General features: G+C 44.1%; 13 protein-coding genes. 7 read left to right on the top strand and 6 right to left on the bottom strand.

Translation table 11 applies throughout. The annotated features are described in order from the left end of the window. Nucleotides 1-4 precede the first annotated feature (4 nt). From B9A91_RS06825 to B9A91_RS06805, 5 genes are all read right to left on the bottom strand, one after another. Entirely contained in the window at nt 5-3,484 is a 3,480-nt protein-coding gene (locus B9A91_RS06825; protein WP_159451658.1) for a SusC/RagA family TonB-linked outer membrane protein, read from the bottom strand. A gap of 236 nt (nt 3,485-3,720) precedes the next feature. Then, entirely contained in the window at nt 3,721-4,815 is a 1,095-nt protein-coding gene (locus B9A91_RS06820) for a FecR family protein (protein WP_084237621.1), read from the bottom strand. A 67-nt stretch (nt 4,816-4,882) separates the two neighbouring features. After that, complete coding sequence (locus B9A91_RS06815) at nt 4,883-5,458, bottom strand: RNA polymerase sigma-70 factor (RefSeq protein WP_084237620.1); 576 nt, start codon at nt 5,456-5,458, stop codon at nt 4,883-4,885. 38 nt (nt 5,459-5,496) lie between these two features. Continuing rightward, the gene (locus tag B9A91_RS06810) at nt 5,497-6,375 is read right to left on the bottom strand and encodes a lysophospholipid acyltransferase family protein (RefSeq protein WP_084237619.1); all 879 of its coding nucleotides are present in this window, start codon (nt 6,373-6,375) and stop codon (nt 5,497-5,499) included. Nucleotides 6,376-6,446: 71 nt separating this feature from the next. Further along, nucleotides 6,447-7,343, bottom strand: a complete 897-nt coding sequence (locus B9A91_RS06805; protein WP_084237618.1) for a LysR family transcriptional regulator — start codon at nt 7,341-7,343, stop codon at nt 6,447-6,449. Between the two features lie 79 nt (nt 7,344-7,422). Here B9A91_RS06805 and B9A91_RS06800 point away from each other — a divergent pair, with 79 nt between their 5' ends. Genes B9A91_RS06800 through B9A91_RS06785 form a run of 4 tightly spaced genes read left to right on the top strand, consistent with a single transcriptional unit; the run spans nt 7,423 to nt 13,896 of the window. After that, entirely contained in the window at nt 7,423-8,514 is a 1,092-nt protein-coding gene (locus tag B9A91_RS06800; RefSeq protein ID WP_084237617.1) for a saccharopine dehydrogenase C-terminal domain-containing protein, read from the top strand. An 11-nt stretch (nt 8,515-8,525) separates the two neighbouring features. Beyond that, nucleotides 8,526-9,431 carry a DUF1338 domain-containing protein gene (locus tag B9A91_RS06795; protein ID WP_084237616.1) on the top strand — a complete coding sequence of 302 codons (906 nt, stop codon included), beginning with the start codon at nt 8,526-8,528 and terminating at the stop codon, nt 9,429-9,431. 15 nt (nt 9,432-9,446) lie between these two features. After that, nucleotides 9,447-10,976 (top strand): L-piperidine-6-carboxylate dehydrogenase, encoded by a 1,530-nt coding sequence (gene amaB / locus B9A91_RS06790; protein WP_084237615.1) that lies wholly within the window; start codon nt 9,447-9,449, stop codon nt 10,974-10,976. Between the two features lie 4 nt (nt 10,977-10,980). Then, the gene (locus B9A91_RS06785) at nt 10,981-13,896 is read left to right on the top strand and encodes an FAD-binding and (Fe-S)-binding domain-containing protein (protein ID WP_084237614.1); all 2,916 of its coding nucleotides are present in this window, start codon (nt 10,981-10,983) and stop codon (nt 13,894-13,896) included. Here the strand turns inward: B9A91_RS06785 and B9A91_RS06780 are convergent. Beyond that, on the bottom strand, nt 13,893-14,333 hold the full coding sequence (locus B9A91_RS06780) for a hypothetical protein (protein ID WP_084237613.1): 441 nt from the start codon (nt 14,331-14,333) through the stop codon (nt 13,893-13,895). The genes B9A91_RS06785 and B9A91_RS06780 overlap by 4 nt on opposite strands. Nucleotides 14,334-14,732: 399 nt before the next feature. Here B9A91_RS06780 and B9A91_RS06775 point away from each other — a divergent pair, with 399 nt between their 5' ends. The 3 genes from B9A91_RS06775 to B9A91_RS06765 are packed head-to-tail and all read left to right on the top strand — an operon-like array spanning nt 14,733 to nt 20,523. Further along, on the top strand, nt 14,733-17,819 hold the full coding sequence (locus tag B9A91_RS06775) for a SusC/RagA family TonB-linked outer membrane protein (RefSeq protein WP_084237612.1): 3,087 nt from the start codon (nt 14,733-14,735) through the stop codon (nt 17,817-17,819). A 17-nt stretch (nt 17,820-17,836) separates the two neighbouring features. Continuing rightward, nucleotides 17,837-19,210 carry a RagB/SusD family nutrient uptake outer membrane protein gene (locus B9A91_RS06770; protein WP_084237611.1) on the top strand — a complete coding sequence of 458 codons (1,374 nt, stop codon included), beginning with the start codon at nt 17,837-17,839 and terminating at the stop codon, nt 19,208-19,210. A gap of 17 nt (nt 19,211-19,227) precedes the next feature. Continuing rightward, on the top strand, nt 19,228-20,523 hold the full coding sequence (locus B9A91_RS06765; protein ID WP_084237610.1) for a hypothetical protein: 1,296 nt from the start codon (nt 19,228-19,230) through the stop codon (nt 20,521-20,523). The last annotated feature ends 3 nt before the right edge of the window (nt 20,524-20,526 follow it).

The following is a 20,526-nucleotide window of genomic DNA, read 5'->3' as shown; positions in this document are numbered from 1 at the left end:
GGGATTAAAAGTTAGTGAATAAGCCAATGGTGAAAGTTGGCACAAGGTTTCTCCTGGCATAATTTCCGGTAGCAAGGCTGTAATTATATTTATTGAAGCCTTTAGTGAAAAGGTTAGATCCCTGAGCTTTCAGCTCAAAATTGCTAAAGCCGAGTTGTTTAAAAACCTGATTTTTAAATCGGTAAGATAGTGTAACATCTCTCAATAAAATGTAAGAACCATTTACAACGTATTTGTCAGAATTGTCATACACAGCGAAAGTCCTTGTGATATCCATGTTTGAAAAGGCATAAAAGCCTAATACATCAGTATTTGCTTCGTCTCCAGCTGTTCTGAAATAGTTTTCTGCACCTTCCAGCGGGCGGTTACTAAATATCGAAGGCCTTGGAATGCGGGTTTTAAAACCAGTATACAGATCAACCATCGCATATAAATAGAAAGGGCCAATATCAAAGCGGTTGCTGATACCTATTGCGTAAGGCGGAACGCCATTTCCGGAATAGTTCAGATCGTTTATTCCTTCGTCGTTGGTATTGGCATAAAGTTCCTTGGTATTCCCATTTTTGTCATACACAGTAGGAAGCCCTCTTTGATTTAGGCCAGCAAACCTAAAGCTGAACATGGCACCAACCGGATAACCTACGATGTAATTGTTTGCGTTTGAGCCATCTACATATTGATAATTTAGTTTAAGGTTGTTCTGGTAAACGTTCAGCACTTTGCTTGTATTGTAGGAAAATGCAATACCGGTGTTCCAGTTAAAGCCCTTGCGATGTAACCAGTCGCTGTTTAGACTTATTTCAAGTCCTTTATTGTTTATTTTTGCAGAATTTAACGTCGTAAATGAGGCTCCTTTGGTAGGGTCGATTGCTGTATTACCTAATAAATCGCTGCTTCGTTTGCTGTAATAATCAATACTTCCTGATATGCGGTTAAACAGGGTAAAATCTAGACCTGTGTTGAAATTACTGGTTTCTTCCCAACGCAGAGCACTATTTTCCAGACTCTGAATATTTAAACCTGTAGAAGTGGGTGAGGTACGTAAGTTTTGAGCATAATTGGCAAGAATCTGAGGTAAACTGGCCTTGGAGACATTTCCGTTAAAACCATCCGATATTCTAAGCTTTAGTTTGTTTATCCATACTGCATTTTCCATAAAAGCTTCCTTGTCTACATTCCATGCCACACCAAATGACCACAGTGGTTTATAGCGGTATTTCGGGTCAGTCCCGAAAAGATTAGACTGGTCAATACGGATACTTCCGGAGACCATGTACTTTGATTTATAGCCATATACTCCATTGAAATAGGCAGATGCAAAACGGTCATCACTGAAGGTTTTCTGGAAAAGATCTGTATAGGAAAGGGAGTTGTTAGGGAAAAGCGTATTGAACCAGGAACCTGTCAGGATTTTATTATAATCTACTGGTTGCTGCAATAACGTCTGCTCACTGTAACCAAAATTTGCGTAGCCATTTAACTCTGAAGTAACTTTACGGATTTCAGCACCAGTAATTACATTGATAGCGTGATCTTCATTTAATTTTTTGTCGTAGTTTAACTGGGCACGTAAAGTATAGCCTGTAGTAGTACCCACCTTGGTTTTGTTGTACCCTCCTTTTGGCAAATTGAATTTGATGCTGCCGTCTGTTCCTACCTCTGAATATAAATTTACGTATTGCTTAATTTCTGCAGCGTTCTCGGAGGCGTAATGTTTAATATTGTTGCTGCTGTACTCATAAACCCCACCCATTTTTAACGTCAGTCCTGGTATTATCTTATAGAACAAATCACCTACTACCTTATTAGATGTTGATTTACTCTGATCGCTTACCTCATTAATCTCTTTTAGCGGGTAGTAACGATTGTCATAATATCCTTTGGCAATAATACCTGGGTTATATAGCGGGTTGGTAGGTGAGCCCGCAAATGTTGATAAAGGAGTGCCATTGTCGTCCTGGAACCGCTCAAATGAATAGAAGTCTGTATAATTGTATACAGGAGTCCCATTACCCTTGTTCTGCATGAAATCGGTGGTCAATACAAAAGATAACTTATCATTGAAGTTATAGGTCCCCCTTCCTGAAAGAAGGAAGCGCTGGTCGTTCGATTTTATCTTTGAATTCTGGTTCCTGGTGAGGTTTGATGATATGTAGTAAAGGGCCTTTTCCGTACCACCAGAAAAATTAAAGTCGTACTGCTGTGTTACTTTATTTTGTTCGAAAAAACGGCTATAATCATCTTTGTTATCATAAGCATACTGTTCTGCCATTCTCTTTTCCATCTCGGCCCTTGTAATTAACCCAGATGCCAGGTCTATTAGAGGTTCATCACCTCCGTTATATCTTCCCGGGTTATTGGTGAAATAATCACGATTCTGGCTTCCGGTTCTATCGTAAGAATCTATTCTATAGTTCATCCGTGCAGTGTTTGGTGCCAGTCGGTAAGTGGTATAATCCTCTTTCGATGTTACACTAAGGGTACTCCTGAATTCGAATTTCGCATCACCTTTTACTGCCTTTTTGCGTTCTACAATAATCACCCCGTTAGAGGCCCTTACCCCATAGATGGCAGCAGCAGCGGCATCTTTTAAAACGGTTACCGATTCAATTTCATTTGGGTTGATGGCGTCCAGGCTTAGTTCTGTAGGATAGCCATCTACTACAACCAGGGGCTGTTTGGTAGCAGAAATGGTAGAAATACCCCTGATCTGGAACAGTGAATTGCCTTCGAATTTTAAGTCGCCATTGATTAAAACTCCTGGCAATTTGTTTTGAAGCCCCTGTAAGAAATTATTGGTAATGATAGGGGATTCGTAGGCTTTTTTATTAATTGTTGAAGTTGAGCCGGTCAGTTGTTCTGTTGGTATTTTCTGATATCCGGTAGATACAACTGCTACTTCATTTAATTCTCCAGTATTGATTTCCAGCCTTACCACCGGGTTCTCCTTAAGCACCTTAGCCGTTATTTCCTTTGTGATATAACCTACAAAATGGATCTGCAGGATTGCATTTTCATTGAGGTTTTCCAATAAGAACTCTCCGTTGGAATTGCTTACGGTTCCTTTATCAGAACCTTTAACTTTAATGGATGCCCCGGCAAGTGGGTTGCCTTTTTCGTCCAGCACTTTGCCACGGATTTCTATTGCGGTAAAAAAATCTACTACTTTATCAAAAATAGAGGCCTGCTTGTGTTTGATCACTACGGTTTTGTCTTTCAAAGTGTAGGAAAGGTCCTGGTTGGCAAAACAAAGCTCAAGTGCCTGTGCCAGGCTTATTTCTTTTACGTTGATGCTCACTGGTTTAGCCGTTCTGATCAATACTGTATTGCCTATGAAATCGTAGCCGCTCTGTGCCTGTATTTTATTAATAATGGCTTCAAAACTTGCATTTTTCTCATTCAGCGTAATTTTCTGAGCAAAACTGCCGGCACTTACCTGAAGGAGAAAGCTGGTCATTAAGATGATGATTAGGTTTATCCTCATTATCCATTTGTTTTTACATGCCCGGTAATTTGCAGGCATAAATTCTTTAAGGATATCAGCAGCTTGCTTTATCCCAAGATTAATATAAATCATATATTTGATTGTTTGGGTTTGGTTTGTTGACAATTGTTTAGCACGATTTTGATGGGTAAACTCAGGCATTTGCCGGGGGAGGGTCGGATCTCTCCTGGCTTTTTTAAGCTCCCATCTTTCCTTTTGTATTCAAATTGGTAGCCTTATTTCATAACTGTAATTCTCCTTCCTGCTATTTTAAAATGAACATTTCCAGTTTCTTCAATGAGTTGCAATACAGATGAAATATTTTTATTGCGGGAAATGACGCCAATGAATGATATTTTTTGAGTATTATCCTGAAAATCAACTTCCACATCATACCATCTGGATATTTTGCGCATAATACTTTCCAAGTCTTCGCCGGTAAATACAAAACGTCCGTTTTTCCAGGCCATCGTTTGGCTGATATCGGCATTTTCAATAAGCACACGATTATTTTTTAAATTAGCCTGTTGCCCGGGAATTAATAAATAACTGGCATTAAAAGCATTTACTTTCACAGAACCCTCCAATAGCGTAGTTTTTTGAATAGGTTCTTCCGTATAACTGTTAATATTAAAATGTGTACCCAAAACTGCAACTTCCTGCTTATCTGTAGTTACAATAAAAGGCCTGGTTTTGTCTTTGGCCACTTCAAAATAAGCCTCGCCTGTTAAACTGACCTTTCTTGAGCCCTGTTTGTCAAATACTGAAGGAAATTTAACGGAGGAAGCGGCATTAAGCCATACTTTGCTCCCATCAGAGAGGGTGATCTGATAAGTGCCTCCTTTTGGGGTAGCTGCAATAACAGCTTGCGTACCGGTGGCGGCGCTGATATTTGTGCCATCGTTGTAGACCAGTTTTCCTTCGTTTATCGTCACGCCCGTCTTTGCAGTACTAAGGTTTATTTTTTCTCCGCTGGCAAGGGTAAGTGTTGCGGTGTTTTTGCCCGGTGCAATATCATTGGCCAGTAATTCTTTTCTTATCCCATGTTCACGTTGTTGTGCGGTATAAAACCAGATTCCGGCGCTTACTGCGATAACTACAGCAGCTGCAACAGCTATTTTAGGCCATAAACTGAGCGTTTTGGGGGGCGAAGGCTTTGAAGGCATGTTAAGCCACATTTCCTTTTGCAAACTGAGCAACTCTGCTTCTTCAAAAGTATGATCATCATTGTTCCACTGCAAATACCAGCTTTCCAGCTTTGCTTTTTCTTCTTCGCTGCAGGTCCCGGCTTTGTACCTTTGGAGTAATGCGGTTGCTTCTGTTTGGTTCATGGTTTAGCCTTAATGATAACCAATACGGCAATGGGCAGTCCAGGGGGGATACGAAATAAAAATATTTTTAGCGGATAAAATATATAGCGGCAATGACCAGTCCGATACGTGGTTTTAATATCTTTAAAGCCTTTTTTACCTGGTCGGTAACCGTTTGTTCCGATATGGCCATGCGTTCCGCAATTTGTTTGTGGCTCAGGTTTTCTTTTCTGCTCAGTTCAAAAACCTCGCGCATACGTGGGGGCAGTGCCGCAATTTCCTTTTCAATAATGGCTGCAAGCTGCTTTTCGCGTACCAGGTGGTCGGCCAGAAAATTTCCCTTGTTTAGGTATTCCTGCAGGGCCACAACATGTTTCTGGCCCACCTGTTGCCGGGCAAGCAGGTCAAAGATCTTGTGTTTTAAAGCGGTGTATAGATAACCGCCCAGGTTGTTGGCTACGTCAAGTGTTTCGTGCTTGTGCCACAAGGCCGATAAGGTGTCCTGTACCACATCTTTTGCAGTTTCCCGGTCCCTTAATTTTTTAAAAGCATGGATGTAGAGCAGGCTGTTGTAGCGGTCAAAAATCTCGGTAAAGGCCTTATGGTCACTGCTTTTTAACAGTGCCGTCAGTTCCTGATCCGTATAATCCCTATAATTACCCATTACATTTGCGCCGGCTAAATATAGGGAATTGCTGCAAATCAGCCTAGTCTTGGTTTGTGTTTCCATCTTTTGTGGCTCCAGAGCCAGTAAGCAGGTTCCTTTCTGATCATTTCTTCCAATACCCGGGTATGCATTTCCGTGATCTCGAATTCAGCAGTTTCTGCCGGGTTCAAACATAATGGAACACAGTCTACGGTATAGTAGCCTCTTTTAATACGATTCACTTTAAAGTAAAATATGGGCTGGTTCGTTTTTCTGGCAATCTTCTCTATGCCCAATTGTATAGAAGCGGGCTGGTGCAGAAAAGTGGTCCAGTAGTGCGATTCATTCCACGACGGGGCCTGGTCGTTACCAAAGCTGAATATACTCAATTGATCTTTAGCTTCCTGAAGCGCCCTCAAGGTCTGCCGCATGGCGACTAGTCTATTGCCAAAACGACTGCGCACTTTTTTAAACCATTGATCAAAAAAAGGATTGTTTAATGGCTTGTATATGGGGTAATGATTTGCCTTAAAATTTAAACCGATTCCTAAAGTACCCCATTCCCAGTTGCCATAATGTGCAGCGCAGATCAGCACGCTTTGTCCGTTTTTTAGATAGGTTTCAATCTGATCCTTATTTTTAAAAATGAAACGTTTCCGGATTTGGGTCTCCGAAATGCTCTTCATTTTAACAACTTCAAATATCAGGTCTGCAAGGTACCGGTAGAACCTCTTTTCAATGGCTTTAAGCTCAGCCGGTGTTTTATCAGGGAGTGCATTGGCCAGGTTTTGTCTGACAACCTTTTTACGGTAACCAAAAACGTAGTAGATGAGGATGTAGAGGCCATAAGCAAAAATGTAAAGAAGCGTTAAAGGAAGTAATGATAAAAAGCTTATGGAAAATATCCCGAGGTAAGAAAAGAGCTTTTTTATCATTATGTACTGAATTAAAGTGCAAAATTAAAAAGCAGATAAAAAAAAATCTGCCATCGGAATGTCGAATTTTTTTATTGTGCTACCAGCATCTCCAGGAAATAAGGTAAGGCCGGATTGCTGTTTAGTTTTTTCCAGACTGCGTATAAGGCTGTTTGCTGCGGAATATCCTTTAATTCAATAAAACGGATATTCGGGTTTTCAGTGGAGGCCAGTGAAGTGGGAATGACCGACAGCCCCATCCCGTTTTCTACCAGCCTGAAAATGGTTGGCGCATGAATGGAACGATGGGCAACCTTGGGCGCAAAACCCTGGTCTGCACAAAGGTTAATGATCTGCTGGTAATAGAGCTGGCTTTGTTCATTTGGAAAAAGAATGAAATTCTCGTCCCTGAACTGACCTATATTCCTGAATCCGGCATCGGTAACCGGATGATTTGCCGGTAAAACCAGTGAAAAGGTTTCGGTATATACCCTTTTACTGCTAAAGCCGTCCGGTAAATGGTTGGAACGCATAAAGCCAAGGTCAAGTGTTTCATTTTGCAGGGCAATCAGCTGTTCTGCATTGTTGAGCTCATCCAGTCTGAACCTGATATTGGGGCAATCGCTATTAAATTGCTTAAGTAAAGCAGGTAAAACAGAAGCCATTGCCGAAGCTACAAAGCCAATCCCAATCTGACCGGTATTTCCCGCGGTGTACAATTTAATATTGGTTGCTGCAATTTCCACTTTGTTCAACACCTGCAGCACATCTTTATAAAACAGTTTGCCGGCATCGCTTAATGCTACCTTTCTGTTGGTTCTTTCAAATAAAGAAACTTTCAATGTGCCTTCCAGGTGTTTAATCTGCTGGCTTAAGGCCGACTGTGAAATGAAAAGAAGCTCCGAAGCCTTCCGGTAGTGAAGCTCTTCGGCCAGGACTTTAAAATAATTTAGTTGCCGGAGTTCTAATTGATTAGCTGTACTTATCATTTGTTAATTATTATGTATTGTTTGCTAATGGTAAATGTATGGATATTTGAGCTGTTTTTACCAAATATAATATAGACCAATGATTGAAAAAGTATTGACACTTGGCCTCGGCAAAGTAGGTACACTGGTTGGCGTACTGCTCAGCAAGCAGTTTCAGGTAACCGGTATGGACAAACAGGCACCTCATTATCCTTACGAACTTCCGTTTAATGTAGTTACGGGAGATGTTACAGATGAGGTACTGATGCAGCAAATGATTGCCGGCCATGACGCAGTAGTTTCGGCCCTGCCTTATTTTCTGAATAAAACCATAGCCAGGATTGCACACCAGGAAGGTAAGAGTTATTTCGACCTTACCGAAGATGTGGAGACGACCAAATATATCATCGGTTTAAGCGAGACGGCTACAGCAGTAATGGCCCCGCAATGCGGGCTTGCACCCGGTATTATTGGTATTATTGGGGCACACCTGGCCAAAGATTTTGAAAAACTGCGTTCTATTGAAATGCGTGTAGGCGCTTTGCCTAAATATCCGAATGGCGAGCTGGGTTATTCCTTTACCTGGTCGGCCGCTGGCGTGGTAAATGAATACATCAATGATGCAGAAGCCATTCATAATGGACAGCGTAAGCAGGTTGTGAGTTTACAGGGCAAGGAAACGATCAATATAGAAGGGGCAGCCTATGAAGCGTTTTATACTTCCGGAGGTCTGGGCACCATGTGCGAAACCTACGCCGGACGTGTAGATAAGCTGGACTATAAGACCATCCGCTATCCTGGACATTGTGACCTGATGAACTTCTTAATCCATGAGCTGCATTTAAAAAATAACAAACAGCAGCTGGAAGATATCCTTAAAAATGCCAAGCCGGAAGTAGCGGAAGACGTGGTATTGGTATATGCAGCAGCCGAGGGCTGGAAAGACGGGCAGCTGAAAAGGAACGAGTTCTGTAAGTCGTACAATCCTGTTACCATAGATGGGCAGACCTGGAGGGCAATTTCCTGGACTACAGCAGCCAGCCTGGTTGCAGTTATTGAAATGGTGGCCAATGGCGCTTTGCCAGCCAAAGGTTTCATTAAACAGGAAGACATCCCATTTGAAGGATTATTGGCCACGCAGACTGGTCAGCTTTTTGAAAAGGGCATTTTAGGTGAAATTGAAGTAGCATAAACACAAAACCGATGAATTTTGACAATCAAAGTCCGCTGGACACTTTTTTAAATATCCTTTTTGAAAGGTACAGTCAGCAGGTTCCGGCGGTAAAAAAAATAACCAATGCATTGATCAGTAACGGTGTAATACAAGGGCAGGACGAAATCGTTAACGATCATATTGCTTTCCGCACACTGGGTGTGCCACACCTGGGAATTGCATCTTTTGAAAAGATATTTCTGCATCACGGCTACCGGAAAAGGGACAATTATTACTTTGAAGGTAAAAAGCTAAATGCTTACTGGTATGCCCCGCCTTCACCGGAATATCCGAGGATATTTATGAGTGAGTTAATGGTAGAAAAACTTTCAGACAGGGCGCAGGCTTTGATTGAAAAATATACCAGGCACATCAGTGCAGACCCGGTTGATGCGCTGAACCTGGACAAGGGGGAGCAGATCGGTGAATTTTTTCACCAGCCTTTATGGCAATTGCCTGAAAAATCTGATTACCAGGCCCTGCTGGAAGAAAGCGAATATGCTGCCTGGGTAATTTACAACAGGTATTACCTGAACCATTATACCATCAGCGTGCACGATCTGAAACCGGGGTACAGACATCTTGAGGATTTTAATGCTTTTGTAGAATCCTTAGGATTGAAACTGAATACAGAGGGTGGAAAAATTAAAGTGAGCCCTGATGGGCTGTTGCGCCAAAGCAGCACCGTAGCAGAAATGCAGGAAGCGGTTTTTGCCAATGGCGAAAAAATGGAAATTGCCGGCAGTTATGTGGAGTTCTCTGAACGACTGGTACTGCCGCAGTACGTAGATCTACCTGCAGCGGAGATTCGGGCTGAACACCGCAGAGAGGGCTTTGAAACCGGCAATGCCGATAAGATCTTTGAAAGCACGTACACCAAACAAACAAAAGGCTGATCAAAAAAAGAAATGATGAAAATTACTGAAATATTGACCCGATTGGGTATTAACGAAACGAACTCCGGGACCTCCACAGGTAATCACTGGCTGGAAACCGGTGGTAAAAACATAGTGTCTTATTCACCGGTGAATGGACAGGCCATTGCCAGTGTGCAGGTAGCTGATGAAGCTGCCTATGAGGCGGTAATGAAAAAAGCAGGGGAAGCTTTTCTTTTCTGGCGCAATGTACCTGCTCCAAAAAGGGGAGAGATAGTAAGGCAGTTTGGGGATGCACTACGTGTGCACAAACAAGACCTGGGTACCCTGGTATCTTACGAGATGGGTAAAAGCCTGCAGGAAGGTTTGGGTGAGGTACAGGAGATGATCGACATCTGTGATTTTGCAGTCGGACTTTCGCGCCAGCTGTATGGCTTAACTATGCATTCCGAACGTTCCAATCACCGCATGTATGAACAATGGCACCCTATGGGGGTTGTGGGGATCATTTCGGCTTTCAATTTCCCGGTAGCGGTATGGAGCTGGAACACGGCCCTGGCTTGGGTATGCGGCAACGTATGCGTATGGAAACCTTCCTCGAAAACGCCTTTGTGTGCGGTAGCCTGTCAGCACATCATTGCAAAAGTGCTTAAAGACAACGACATGCCTGAAGGGATCAGCAGCCTGCTGATCGGTAATGCGGTGGGCGATAAGATGAACAACGATAAGCGGATCCCACTGGTTTCCTTTACCGGTTCAACCCGTGTTGGCCGCATCGTTTCTGCAGCTGTGGCCACAAGGTTTGGGCGCAGCATCCTTGAACTGGGAGGTAACAACGCCATCATCATTTCCAGGGATGCTGATCTGGAGATGTCTATTATTGGTGCAGTTTTCGGGGCTGTAGGTACCGCCGGTCAGCGCTGCACATCTACAAGGCGGCTGATCATCCATGAAGATATTTACGAGGAATTCAAAAATAAACTGGTTAAAGCATACGGACAGCTGCGCATTGGTGATCCGCTGGACCAGCACAACCATGTTGGTCCGCTTATAGATACCGCCGCGGTTGAACAATATACACAGGCCATAGCAAAGGGTAAAAAAGAAGGTGCTGAATTTGTAGTTGAAGGCGGGGTGTTGGATGGCGATGCCTATGCTTCGGGCTGTTATGTAAAACCCTGCATTGCCGAAGTAGAAAATCATTGCGAAATTGTGCAGGAAGAGACATTTGCACCAATTCTGTACCTGATAAAATATAAAACGCTTGACCAGGCCATCGCCTTGCAGAATGGTGTGCCGCAGGGATTATCTTCAGCCATCATGACCCTAAACCTGCGTGAGGCAGAACAATTCCTGTCGGCCGCAGGCTCTGATTGCGGCATAGCCAACGTTAACATTGGTACTTCCGGTGCCGAAATAGGTGGCGCCTTTGGCGGCGAAAAAGAAACAGGTGGTGGAAGGGAAAGCGGATCCGATGCCTGGAAAGCTTATATGCGCAGACAAACCAATACCATTAATTATTCCAATACCTTACCTTTGGCCCAGGGTATTAAGTTTGACCTGTAGATAAATGAAACAAAAGCTGAAGCATCTGGCTAATGAGCTTTCGGGAGAATTTTATAGCGATGAGCTGATGCGCATCCTGTATGCTACGGATGCTTCAGCTTATGCCGAAATGCCACTGGCAGTAAGCATTCCTGCAACGGTTGCAGATCTGAAAAAACTCATTGCATTTGCGGCCAAGGAACATGTTTCGCTTATTCCAAGGGCTGCAGGCACCTCCCTGGCAGGGCAGGTAGTAGGCAACGGTATTGTGGTTGATGTATCCAAACATTTTAACCAGATACTGGAATTGGATACCGGTAAGCGCCAGGTGCGTGTACAGCCTGGTGTGGTAAGAGATGAACTTAACCTGTTTTTAAAGCCTCACGGGCTTTTTTTTGGTCCGGAAACTTCTACTGCCAACCGCGCTATGATTGGCGGTATGGTTGGTAACAATTCCTGTGGCTCCAATTCGGTTGTTTATAAAAGCACCCGTGAACATACACTGGCCATAAAGGCCTTGCTGAGCGATGGATCGGAAGTGGAGTTTAGGGCATTGAATTTTGAGGAGTTTATTCAGAAATGCGAAGGCGATACGCTTGAAGCGACGCTCTACCGTTCGGTGAGGGGCCAGCTGGGCAACTATGAAAACCAACAGGAAATCCGCAAAGAATTTCCCAAAAAAAGCATAGAAAGGAGAAATACCGGATATGCGGTAGACCTGCTGCTGGAAACTGCGCCTTTTACAGCCGGTGGACCAGATTTCAATTTCTGTCAGCTTATCTGTGGTTCAGAAGGTACGCTGGCTTTTATCACGGAGATCACACTGGGGCTGGAGCCTTTACCTCCGTTGCACAGCGGTTTGTTGTGCGCTCATTTTTCGTCTATAGAAGATGCGCTGAAAGCCAATTTGATTGCGCTTAAGTATCAGCCCTATGCCGTAGAACTGATTGATCATTACATACTGGAGTGTACTAAAACCAACCTGGAACAATTGCAGAACCGTTTTTTTGTAAAGGGTGACCCAGCTGCACTGTTGGTTATAGAATACGCTGCGGATAAGCTTGAAGAAGTTGAACGGATTACAGCAAGGGCTGAGAAGGAAATGCGTGCTGCGGGCCTGGGTTATCATTTTCCGGTATTGTATGGCGCCGATACCAAAAAGGTATGGACACTCAGAAAGGCCGGACTTGGTCTGCTCAGTAACCTTCCCGGCGATGAGAAGGCGGTACCTGTAATTGAAGATACCGCAGTAGATGTACAGGATTTGCCGGCTTACATCCGTGAATTTAATCAGGTACTGGAAAAGCATGGGCTACATTCGGTGCATTATGCACATGCGGGTTCAGGTGAACTTCATTTGCGCCCTATTCTGAACCTGAAAACGGAGGAAGGTAACCGGATGTTTCGTGTTATCGCCGAAGAGGTGGCTACACTGGTGAAAAAATACAAGGGTTCGCTGAGTGGCGAGCATGGCGATGGCAGGCTTCGTGGAGAGTTTATTGAACAAATGATCGGGCCTAAAAATTATGCCTTGCTCAGGGAATTGAAAGATACCTGGGACCCCAAACACATCTTCAATCCAGGAAAAATTGTTGACACCCCAGCCATGAATACCATGCTGCGGTATACCCCGGGACAGCCAGCAAGAGAAATATCAACAGTATTCCGCTATCATGGACAAAATGTACTACAACATGCAGAGCAATGCAACGGCTCGGGTGATTGCCGCAAATCGCAACTTGCAGGGGGCACCATGTGCCCTTCATACATGGCTACAAGGAACGAAAAGGATACTACCCGGGCCAGGGCCAATGTGCTTCGGACTTTTCTGACCAATTCTGCTAAAGCCAATCCTTTTGATCATCCTGAAATTAAGGAAGTAATGGACCTATGCCTGGGCTGTAAAGGCTGCAAGTCTGAATGTCCTTCCAATGTTGATATGGCCAAACTGAAGGCCGAATTTTTACAGGCCTATCAGGATGCAAATGGCGTTCCGCTCAGGTCGCGGATGGTGGCCGGCTTTAATACAATTTCCAGGTTTATGGCATTGATGCCTCAGCTCTACAATTATGTAATTGCGGGTAGGGTAATGAGCACCCTGATCAAAAGAATGGCAGGTTTTGCTGTTCAGAGGAGCATGCCGGAACTGCATCACACTACCCTGAAAAATTGGTTCCGCAGAGCGGCTAAAAAGGAAAGAGCGCAACCGCAAAAAAAAGTATACCTGTTTTGCGACGAGTTTACCAATTACCAGGATGCCGAGATCGGCATTAAAGCGGTACAGCTGTTAAACAAACTGGGCTACCAGGTCATCATCCCAGAACATAAAGAGAGCGGCAGGGCAAGCATTTCCAAAGGCTTGCTGCGTAAGGCAAAACAAATTGCAGATTACAATGTAAAACAGCTGAGCCTCCTGGTTTCCGCAGATACACCCCTTATTGGTATAGAGCCTTCAGCCATTCTTACCTTCAGGGATGAATACCCGGACCTGGTCGATGAAAGCCAGATCGCTGCTGCAAAAAAGCTGGCCTCAAATACAATGCTTATCGATGAGTTCCTGATCCAGGAAATGAAAGCCGGACGCATTTTAAAATCACAGTTTAGCACTGGACATAAAACCATCAAGCTGCATGGCCATTGCCAGCAAAAAGCACTCGGACTATTAACAGCTACCGAGCAGCTGCTGCGTTTTCCGGAAAACTATAAAGTTGAAACCATCGCTTCGGGTTGCTGCGGCATGGCAGGGTCTTTTGGTTACGAGAAAGAACACTACGCCTTGTCCATGCAGATCGGCGAATTGGTTTTATTCCCGGAAGTAAGAAAGCAAGCTGAAGGCGTAGTAATCGCCGCAACAGGAACCAGCTGCAGGCACCAGATTAAAGATGGTACAGGCAAACGGGCTTTACATCCCGTAGAGATCCTGTTTGATGCATTGCATTAGTCTGCCTGAGTTTTTAGCCCAACGGCCCCTTGTTTAAAATAGGTAAAGATGATCCCGAATAAAAAGCAGGTGTTAATGGCTATATGCGGAAAAATATTAATCATAGGGCTGCTGTCAGCTAATCCTTTTACCAAAACCGCTTCTGAAATGACAATTAAAACCGCATAAATTAAGGCTGCAGATTTAGGCGCGGGCGATTTTACGATGAACAGCCTGATGACATACATGCATAAAGCGATGCCCCCAATGTAAATTAGGTACCAGAAAATATTCCCCAGACTTAATGCCTCCGAAAGGCCCATGTTCCCATAACGAAAGTTGGAAATTTCACTAAGTGCAAATTTTGCCAATACAAAGTAAGCGAGCAGCCAAAAGATGTAGAATACGATAATAAAAAGACTCCATCCGAGAACCAGTTTGAATTTAGAATTGTACATAATTTTAAGGTTAATTGAGTATTTAGACTGCAAATATAATAAATACTACTAAATAGGTAGATTTAATTTGTTTTTTAGAAAAATGCAGCTACATTTGTCTGGAATTGACGGATCAATAAACAAATAAGACCATTAATGATAATGGTTGAACTAAAACTCAAATAATGAAACAAGCTTTACATTTCAAAAAGGAAATTGCGCTCTGCAGTCCAGATCTATTGAGGGGTTCCGCTCGCTGTTGTTGCTGTTTCATGCAATAGCATTTCAATTAAGAACAAACAATAAAGACAGGATGAGTATCCTGCCTTTACCTGGCCTTCAGTACGCAACGCCAATCACTTACTGAAAAGCCAATTCGTTTTAACCAACAGATTTTATTAATTAAAACTTTTTAAAGTTATGCAAAATTTTAAAAAGGCCGGGCATTACCATTATGCCTGTTCTTTATTAAAAAAGGTACGGATATGCCGCATCAGTATTGCCGTATTGTTATTATTGCCATTTGTTTCTATTGCGCAAACGCAACCCTTGATCAACTCAACCCTGAAAGGACAGGTCATAGATTCACTTACCAAACAGGGGATTCCTGGAGTAAGCATACACATTACGGGTACTACACATACGGTACAAACCGATCCGGATGGCCGTTTTGATTTTGTAACCGGGCAAAAATTTCCTTACACACTTGAGATCAGACATATTTCTTATGAAAAAAAGGATGTTGTTGCGAATGGGAGCCCTATTCTGATCAGGCTGAAAGAAATCACCGGTCAGCTGAATGACGTGGTCATTATAGGCTATGGCACGCAGCAACGTAAAGATTTGATTGGCTCAGTGTCTAAAATAGACCCTTCAGGAACAAAAAATATTCCTGAAGCGGGTTTTGATGCCCAGCTGCAGGGGAAGGCTGCAGGCGTACAGATCAATTCAAATACCGGCGTGCCGGGATCGGATATATTTATCCGTGTTAGGGGAGCCACTTCCATCAATGCGACCAATGATCCCCTGTATATCATTGATGGGGTTTGGGTCAATAACAACAGTCTGCAGAATATAGCGCAGGAACGGGCAACATCACCACTTTCTGATCTCAATCCTTCAGATATTGAAAGTATAGAAATATTGAAAGACGCTACAGCCATTGCCATCTATGGCTCCAGGGGCGCCAATGGTATAGTGCTGGTGACAACAAAAAGGGGGAATTTCGGACAAAAGACCAGGATAGAATTTAATGGCTCGGAGGGTTTAGGCTGGGCGCCGGAAGATAGGGTATGGAAAACCACTACCGGAGCAGAGCATGCGGCGCTGATAAATGAGTATAGCCGGAACATGGGCAAGGCCCAGCCTTTCCGGCCTGCAAGTGAGGTCATCAATGGGGTTGCCGGTCGGGGTTTGCCAGAAGAACAGCCTACTTATGATAGAATGAGTTATCTGAACCGTACAGCATCCCTGCGTAGTTATGACCTTTCGTTGCAGGGGGGCTCAGACAGGACGCGGTTCTATCTGGGGGGAGGCTATACAGATCAGGAATCGATATGGAAGCCGATGTCTTTTGACAGGGCGAGCTTAAAAGTTAACCTGGACCATAAACTCAATTCAAAAATAGCTTTGGGAAGCAGCAATGCCATTTCCAGGAGCCACCGTAACCAGGCACGGCCTGCAAACGGGGCCAATGGAACATTATTGCAGGCCTCTTTAAATATCCCCACCTATCTTCCAATCTTTGATGAGAAGGGAACGCCTTTAAAATGGGTGAACTTTGACAATATCGCGGTACTTACCGGGACGGTAAACTTATGGTCTTACAGCTACCATTATATCGGCAACATTTACCTCGATTATGCAATCACACCAAAACTAAAGTTTCGTTCCACCTTCGGTGTGGATTACAACAATTATGAAGAAAATGAATACTGGGATACCCGCACCATCCTGGGTAACAGCGGTGGAAGGGGGAGTCAGAGCATTACCCAATCTTCAACAGCTATTAATGAACAGACACTGGCATACAGCGATAAAGTTGGCAAACATAGCTTTGGCATCCTGATTGGAAATACCTTGCAAGGTGCTGAGGTAAAAAACGTATCAGCTACAGGTACCAATTTCCCAAACAATTCCTATACACAGATTTCTTCGGCGGCAACACAGATTGCAGGTCAGTTTAAAACAACAAGTACACTGGCCTCTTTTTTCTCGAGGGCCGATTACAATTATGCGGGTAAATACTATGCTGAGTTTACCCTGCGGGCCGACGGTTCTTCAAAGTTCGGTAAAAACAATAAATGGGGATATTTTCCGGCAGTGGGTGCCGCATGGCGGGTAAAAGAGGAAAACTTTCTTAAAGATGTGCCGCAGATCAGTAACCTGAAATACAGGATCAGTTATGGCATTACCGGTAACCAGGCCGGGATCAACGATTTTGCCTCACAGGGTTTGTGGACAGGTGGTTTTGGCTATGCAGACGTGGCAGGAGGTGCAGAGCTGCCCGGAACAGCTCCATTACAGCTGGCCAATCCTGACCTGAAATGGGAAAGCACGGCACAGTTTAGCACAGGGATAGATATCGGTCTATTTGAGGATAAACTGAACATAGAGTTCAACTATTACAACAAATATACCAGTGATGCCCTGCTTCAGGTGGCTGTTCCAGGATCCTCTGGTTTCTCTTCTTACCTGACCAATTTTGGTGAGATCAGCAATAAGGGATTTGAACTGGCCATTAATTCTACAAACCTGAGAACAACCGGCTTTACCTGGAAAACAGATTTTAACATTGCCAGAAACAAAAATACTATCGAAAAAATACCTGCGGACATTCCCTTTGCAGGAAGGGACCTGATCCGCCTGCAGCAGGGAAAGGAGCTGTATTCGTACTGGCTGTATAAACAATTATCTGTGAATCCCGAAAACGGGGATGCCGTGTTCGACGATTACAACAAGGACGGCAAAATAACAGCAGATGACCGCCAGATCGTGGGCAGTACCTGGCCCAAATTTTTTGGGGGGCTGACCAATAATTTTACCTATAAAGGTCTGGACCTGGGTATTTTCTTTACGTTTTCTTACGGCAACTACATCTGGAACCACAACCGTATGCTCGGAGAAACAGGGGGGACGCTGGATGCCGGACGTGTGCTGCTGAAAAGCCAGCTGGACCGCTGGACAAGCCCTGGCCAGATTACCAATACCCCAAAATTAAATGATGCCAATTACGCCCGCCAGGAAAACAGCCGCTTTTTTGAGGATGCTTCATTTTTAAGGTTAAGGTCGCTAACCCTCGGATATACTCTGCCCAAAGCATTTACCTCGAGAATTAAAATTGAAAAGCTAAGGTTCTATGTGATCGGTAGTAACCTGTTGTTATTCACCAAATACACAGGGGCCGATCCGGAATCCAATCTTGGCACACAAAACATCCAGGGCTATGATTACGGTACGCCACCACAGCCGCGTACCGTACAACTGGGATTAAATGTTACACTATAAATTCTAGAACTACAGATATGAAATCTATAAAATATATTGTCTTTTTATTGACCATAACCTCCTTAACTTCCTGTGAGCGTTTTTTAACCACCGAGCCGGTCAATGCTGTTTCGGATGAAAACCCGATATACGACAAAGGCTCCAGTGAAACCGCATTGAGGGCGGTTTACCGGCAATTGGGCAGCGTAGGGTATTATGGTGAAACCTATGTAACCCTGGGCTATTTTCCAAGCGGGGATATTAAAAACCTGACTACAGGTGGTTCTGCCAACCTGGTAAATGTAAATTTCAGAACCGATGAAGTATTCTTTAATACAGCCTGGATTGCCATTTACAACACCATCAACCGCGCCAACCATGTGATCAGCAAAGTGCCAAATGTGACAGACCCTTTGCTTACCCCCGCCCTTAAAAACCAGTACATTGGCGAAGCTAAATTTATCAGGGCCCTGGCCTATTTTGACCTTGCCCGGGCATGGGGCGGTGTACAGCTCATTCTTGAACCTACAGTATCGTTAGAGAACCGCCCTAAAGTAAAAAGAAGCACGCTGGAACAGACTTATGCCCAGGTGCAGAAAGACCTGGAAGATGCAGAACTGTTATTGCCGGATGTGGTAAACCGGATAAGGGCAACCAAACGTACCGTCTGGGCATTGAGGGCCAGGCTGCACCTCTATAAAAAAGAATGGCTGCTGGCAGAAGAATATGCCACCAAACTGATTGATAAAACAGCTGATTATACCCTGGTCAAACCTTTCAGCGCCTGGTTTGCCAACAATGTAAGCGCAAGCAAAGAGTCGATCTTTGAACTGCAGTATAGTGTGCTGAACCCCAATGCCATTCGTGTACAGATGCAGCATTCTACCAACGGCGGGCAATACCGCTATGCACCCAATGACAGATTTGTGCAGCTATTAAACGATCCTGCAATATCAGGCGGAAGGAGCGCTCTGATAGGTAGTGTAACACAAAGCGGGATTACCAACTGGTTTGGAAACCTGTATTACCGTAAAGATGCTACAGACCCTGCATACATTTTCCGGATTGCCGAAATATACCTGATCCGTGCCGAAGCCAGGGCACAGCTCAACAACCTGTCGGCAGGCAGCGGGGCATTGTCCGACCTGAACCAGGTTCGGGACCGGGCAGGTATTTTACCATCTGCTGCGGTTACCAAAGAACAGATCCTGCTGGCCATTGAAAATGAGCGCCGCATAGAGTTTGCCTGGGAAGCACACCGGTGGTTTGACCTGGCCCGGACCGGAAGGGCCAAAGCTGTTCTGGAGGCTTTGGACCCCAATACCAAAGTAGCAGATCATGAGTATGTTTTTCCAATACCGGTTACACAAATCCAGCTCGACCCAAGCCTGGAACAGAATAAAGATTATTAACCTTAAAGACCAAAGCCATGAGTTCAAATTACAAAGTACTGCTGCGTTTGCTCTTCATTTACTTTTTTATCCTCACAGTGCCGTTAGACTGGAAATTTTACCGTGATTTGTTTGGTACGGATTGGGCAAACCTGTCTTTTTATGATCTGTTTAAGCTAACCACCTATTCGCCCCGTTTTTTTTCACTAAGCGGATATGAAAACTGGGCCGTTGCCCTTATTATTGCTGTTGCAGGAACAATTGCCTGGCCTTTTATCCTTAAGAAAGAAAGCACCGATTACCATAAGCTTTACTATTGGCTGCGTGTAATGCTGCGGTACCGCCTGGCTGTAGGCATTATTGCGTTTGGGTTTATCAAGTTGTTCCCTTTGCAAATGCCCTATCCTTCACTTAGTAACCTGCATACCAATTATGGCGACTTTCTTCCCTGGAAGATCTATTTTCACACGCTGGGGATTGCCCAGCCCTACGAAATCTTTCTGGGCGCTGTTGAAGTATTTGCCGGGCTGCTGCTGCTTTTCCGGCAGACCACAACTTTTGGTGCAGGCATCATCCTGGGCTTTACAGGAAATGTTTTTGCCGCAAACCTGGCTTATAATGCCGGGCAGGGGGTATATGCTGCTTATCTGACTACAATTGCTGCGGTATTGTTTGCCTACGATGCACCCCGCCTGTACAAATTGCTGGTTTTGCACCAATATACCCTGGCCAATAAGTTTAACCCCGTGTGGAGTAAAAACCTGGGAAAAATAAGGGGCTTGCTTAAAGGGTTGGCCATTTTATTCATCGTGGCGCTGGGCTTCAGTACTTACGCCAATTATAAACATCATCCCTACAAAATCCCCAAAGCGGCGGGCTTAAAAGGCAGTTATGGGTACTATAATGTTCGCGAGTTCAGGTTCAACAACCAGGTTCTTCCTTATTCCAGAACAGATACCAACAGGTGGCAGAATGTTGTTTTTGAAAAATGGGCTACCATCAGCATTCAGACTGCAAAACCAGTTAAGCTGGATACCTCTATTGCCGATGGGTTTTATGCGCATGATATTGACCGGAATTATGAATCGGCGGGTGTAGGTGGCCGTTTTTATTATAGCTATACTGCCGATACTGCCCAGCACCAGATTCAATTAAAAAATAAGAACAAGCATTATCGGTCTGAACATTATTCCCTGAAATACAATTTTCTGAACGACTCCACCCTGGTGTTGCAAGGCGTAAACGGGAAAAAAGATTCAGTTTATGCGGTGCTGGAAAAGATCAACAGAAAATACCTGCTGTTTGAAGGACGCAGGAAACCAATTAAACTGTAAAAG

Origin of the sequence: Pedobacter africanus, assembly GCF_900176535.1 — a bacterium.
In the GTDB taxonomy this organism is placed as follows: Bacteria; Bacteroidota; Bacteroidia; order Sphingobacteriales; family Sphingobacteriaceae; genus Pedobacter; species Pedobacter africanus.
The sequence above is the reverse complement of the archived record's forward strand: the minus strand, read 5'-3'. Positions and strand labels throughout refer to the sequence as shown.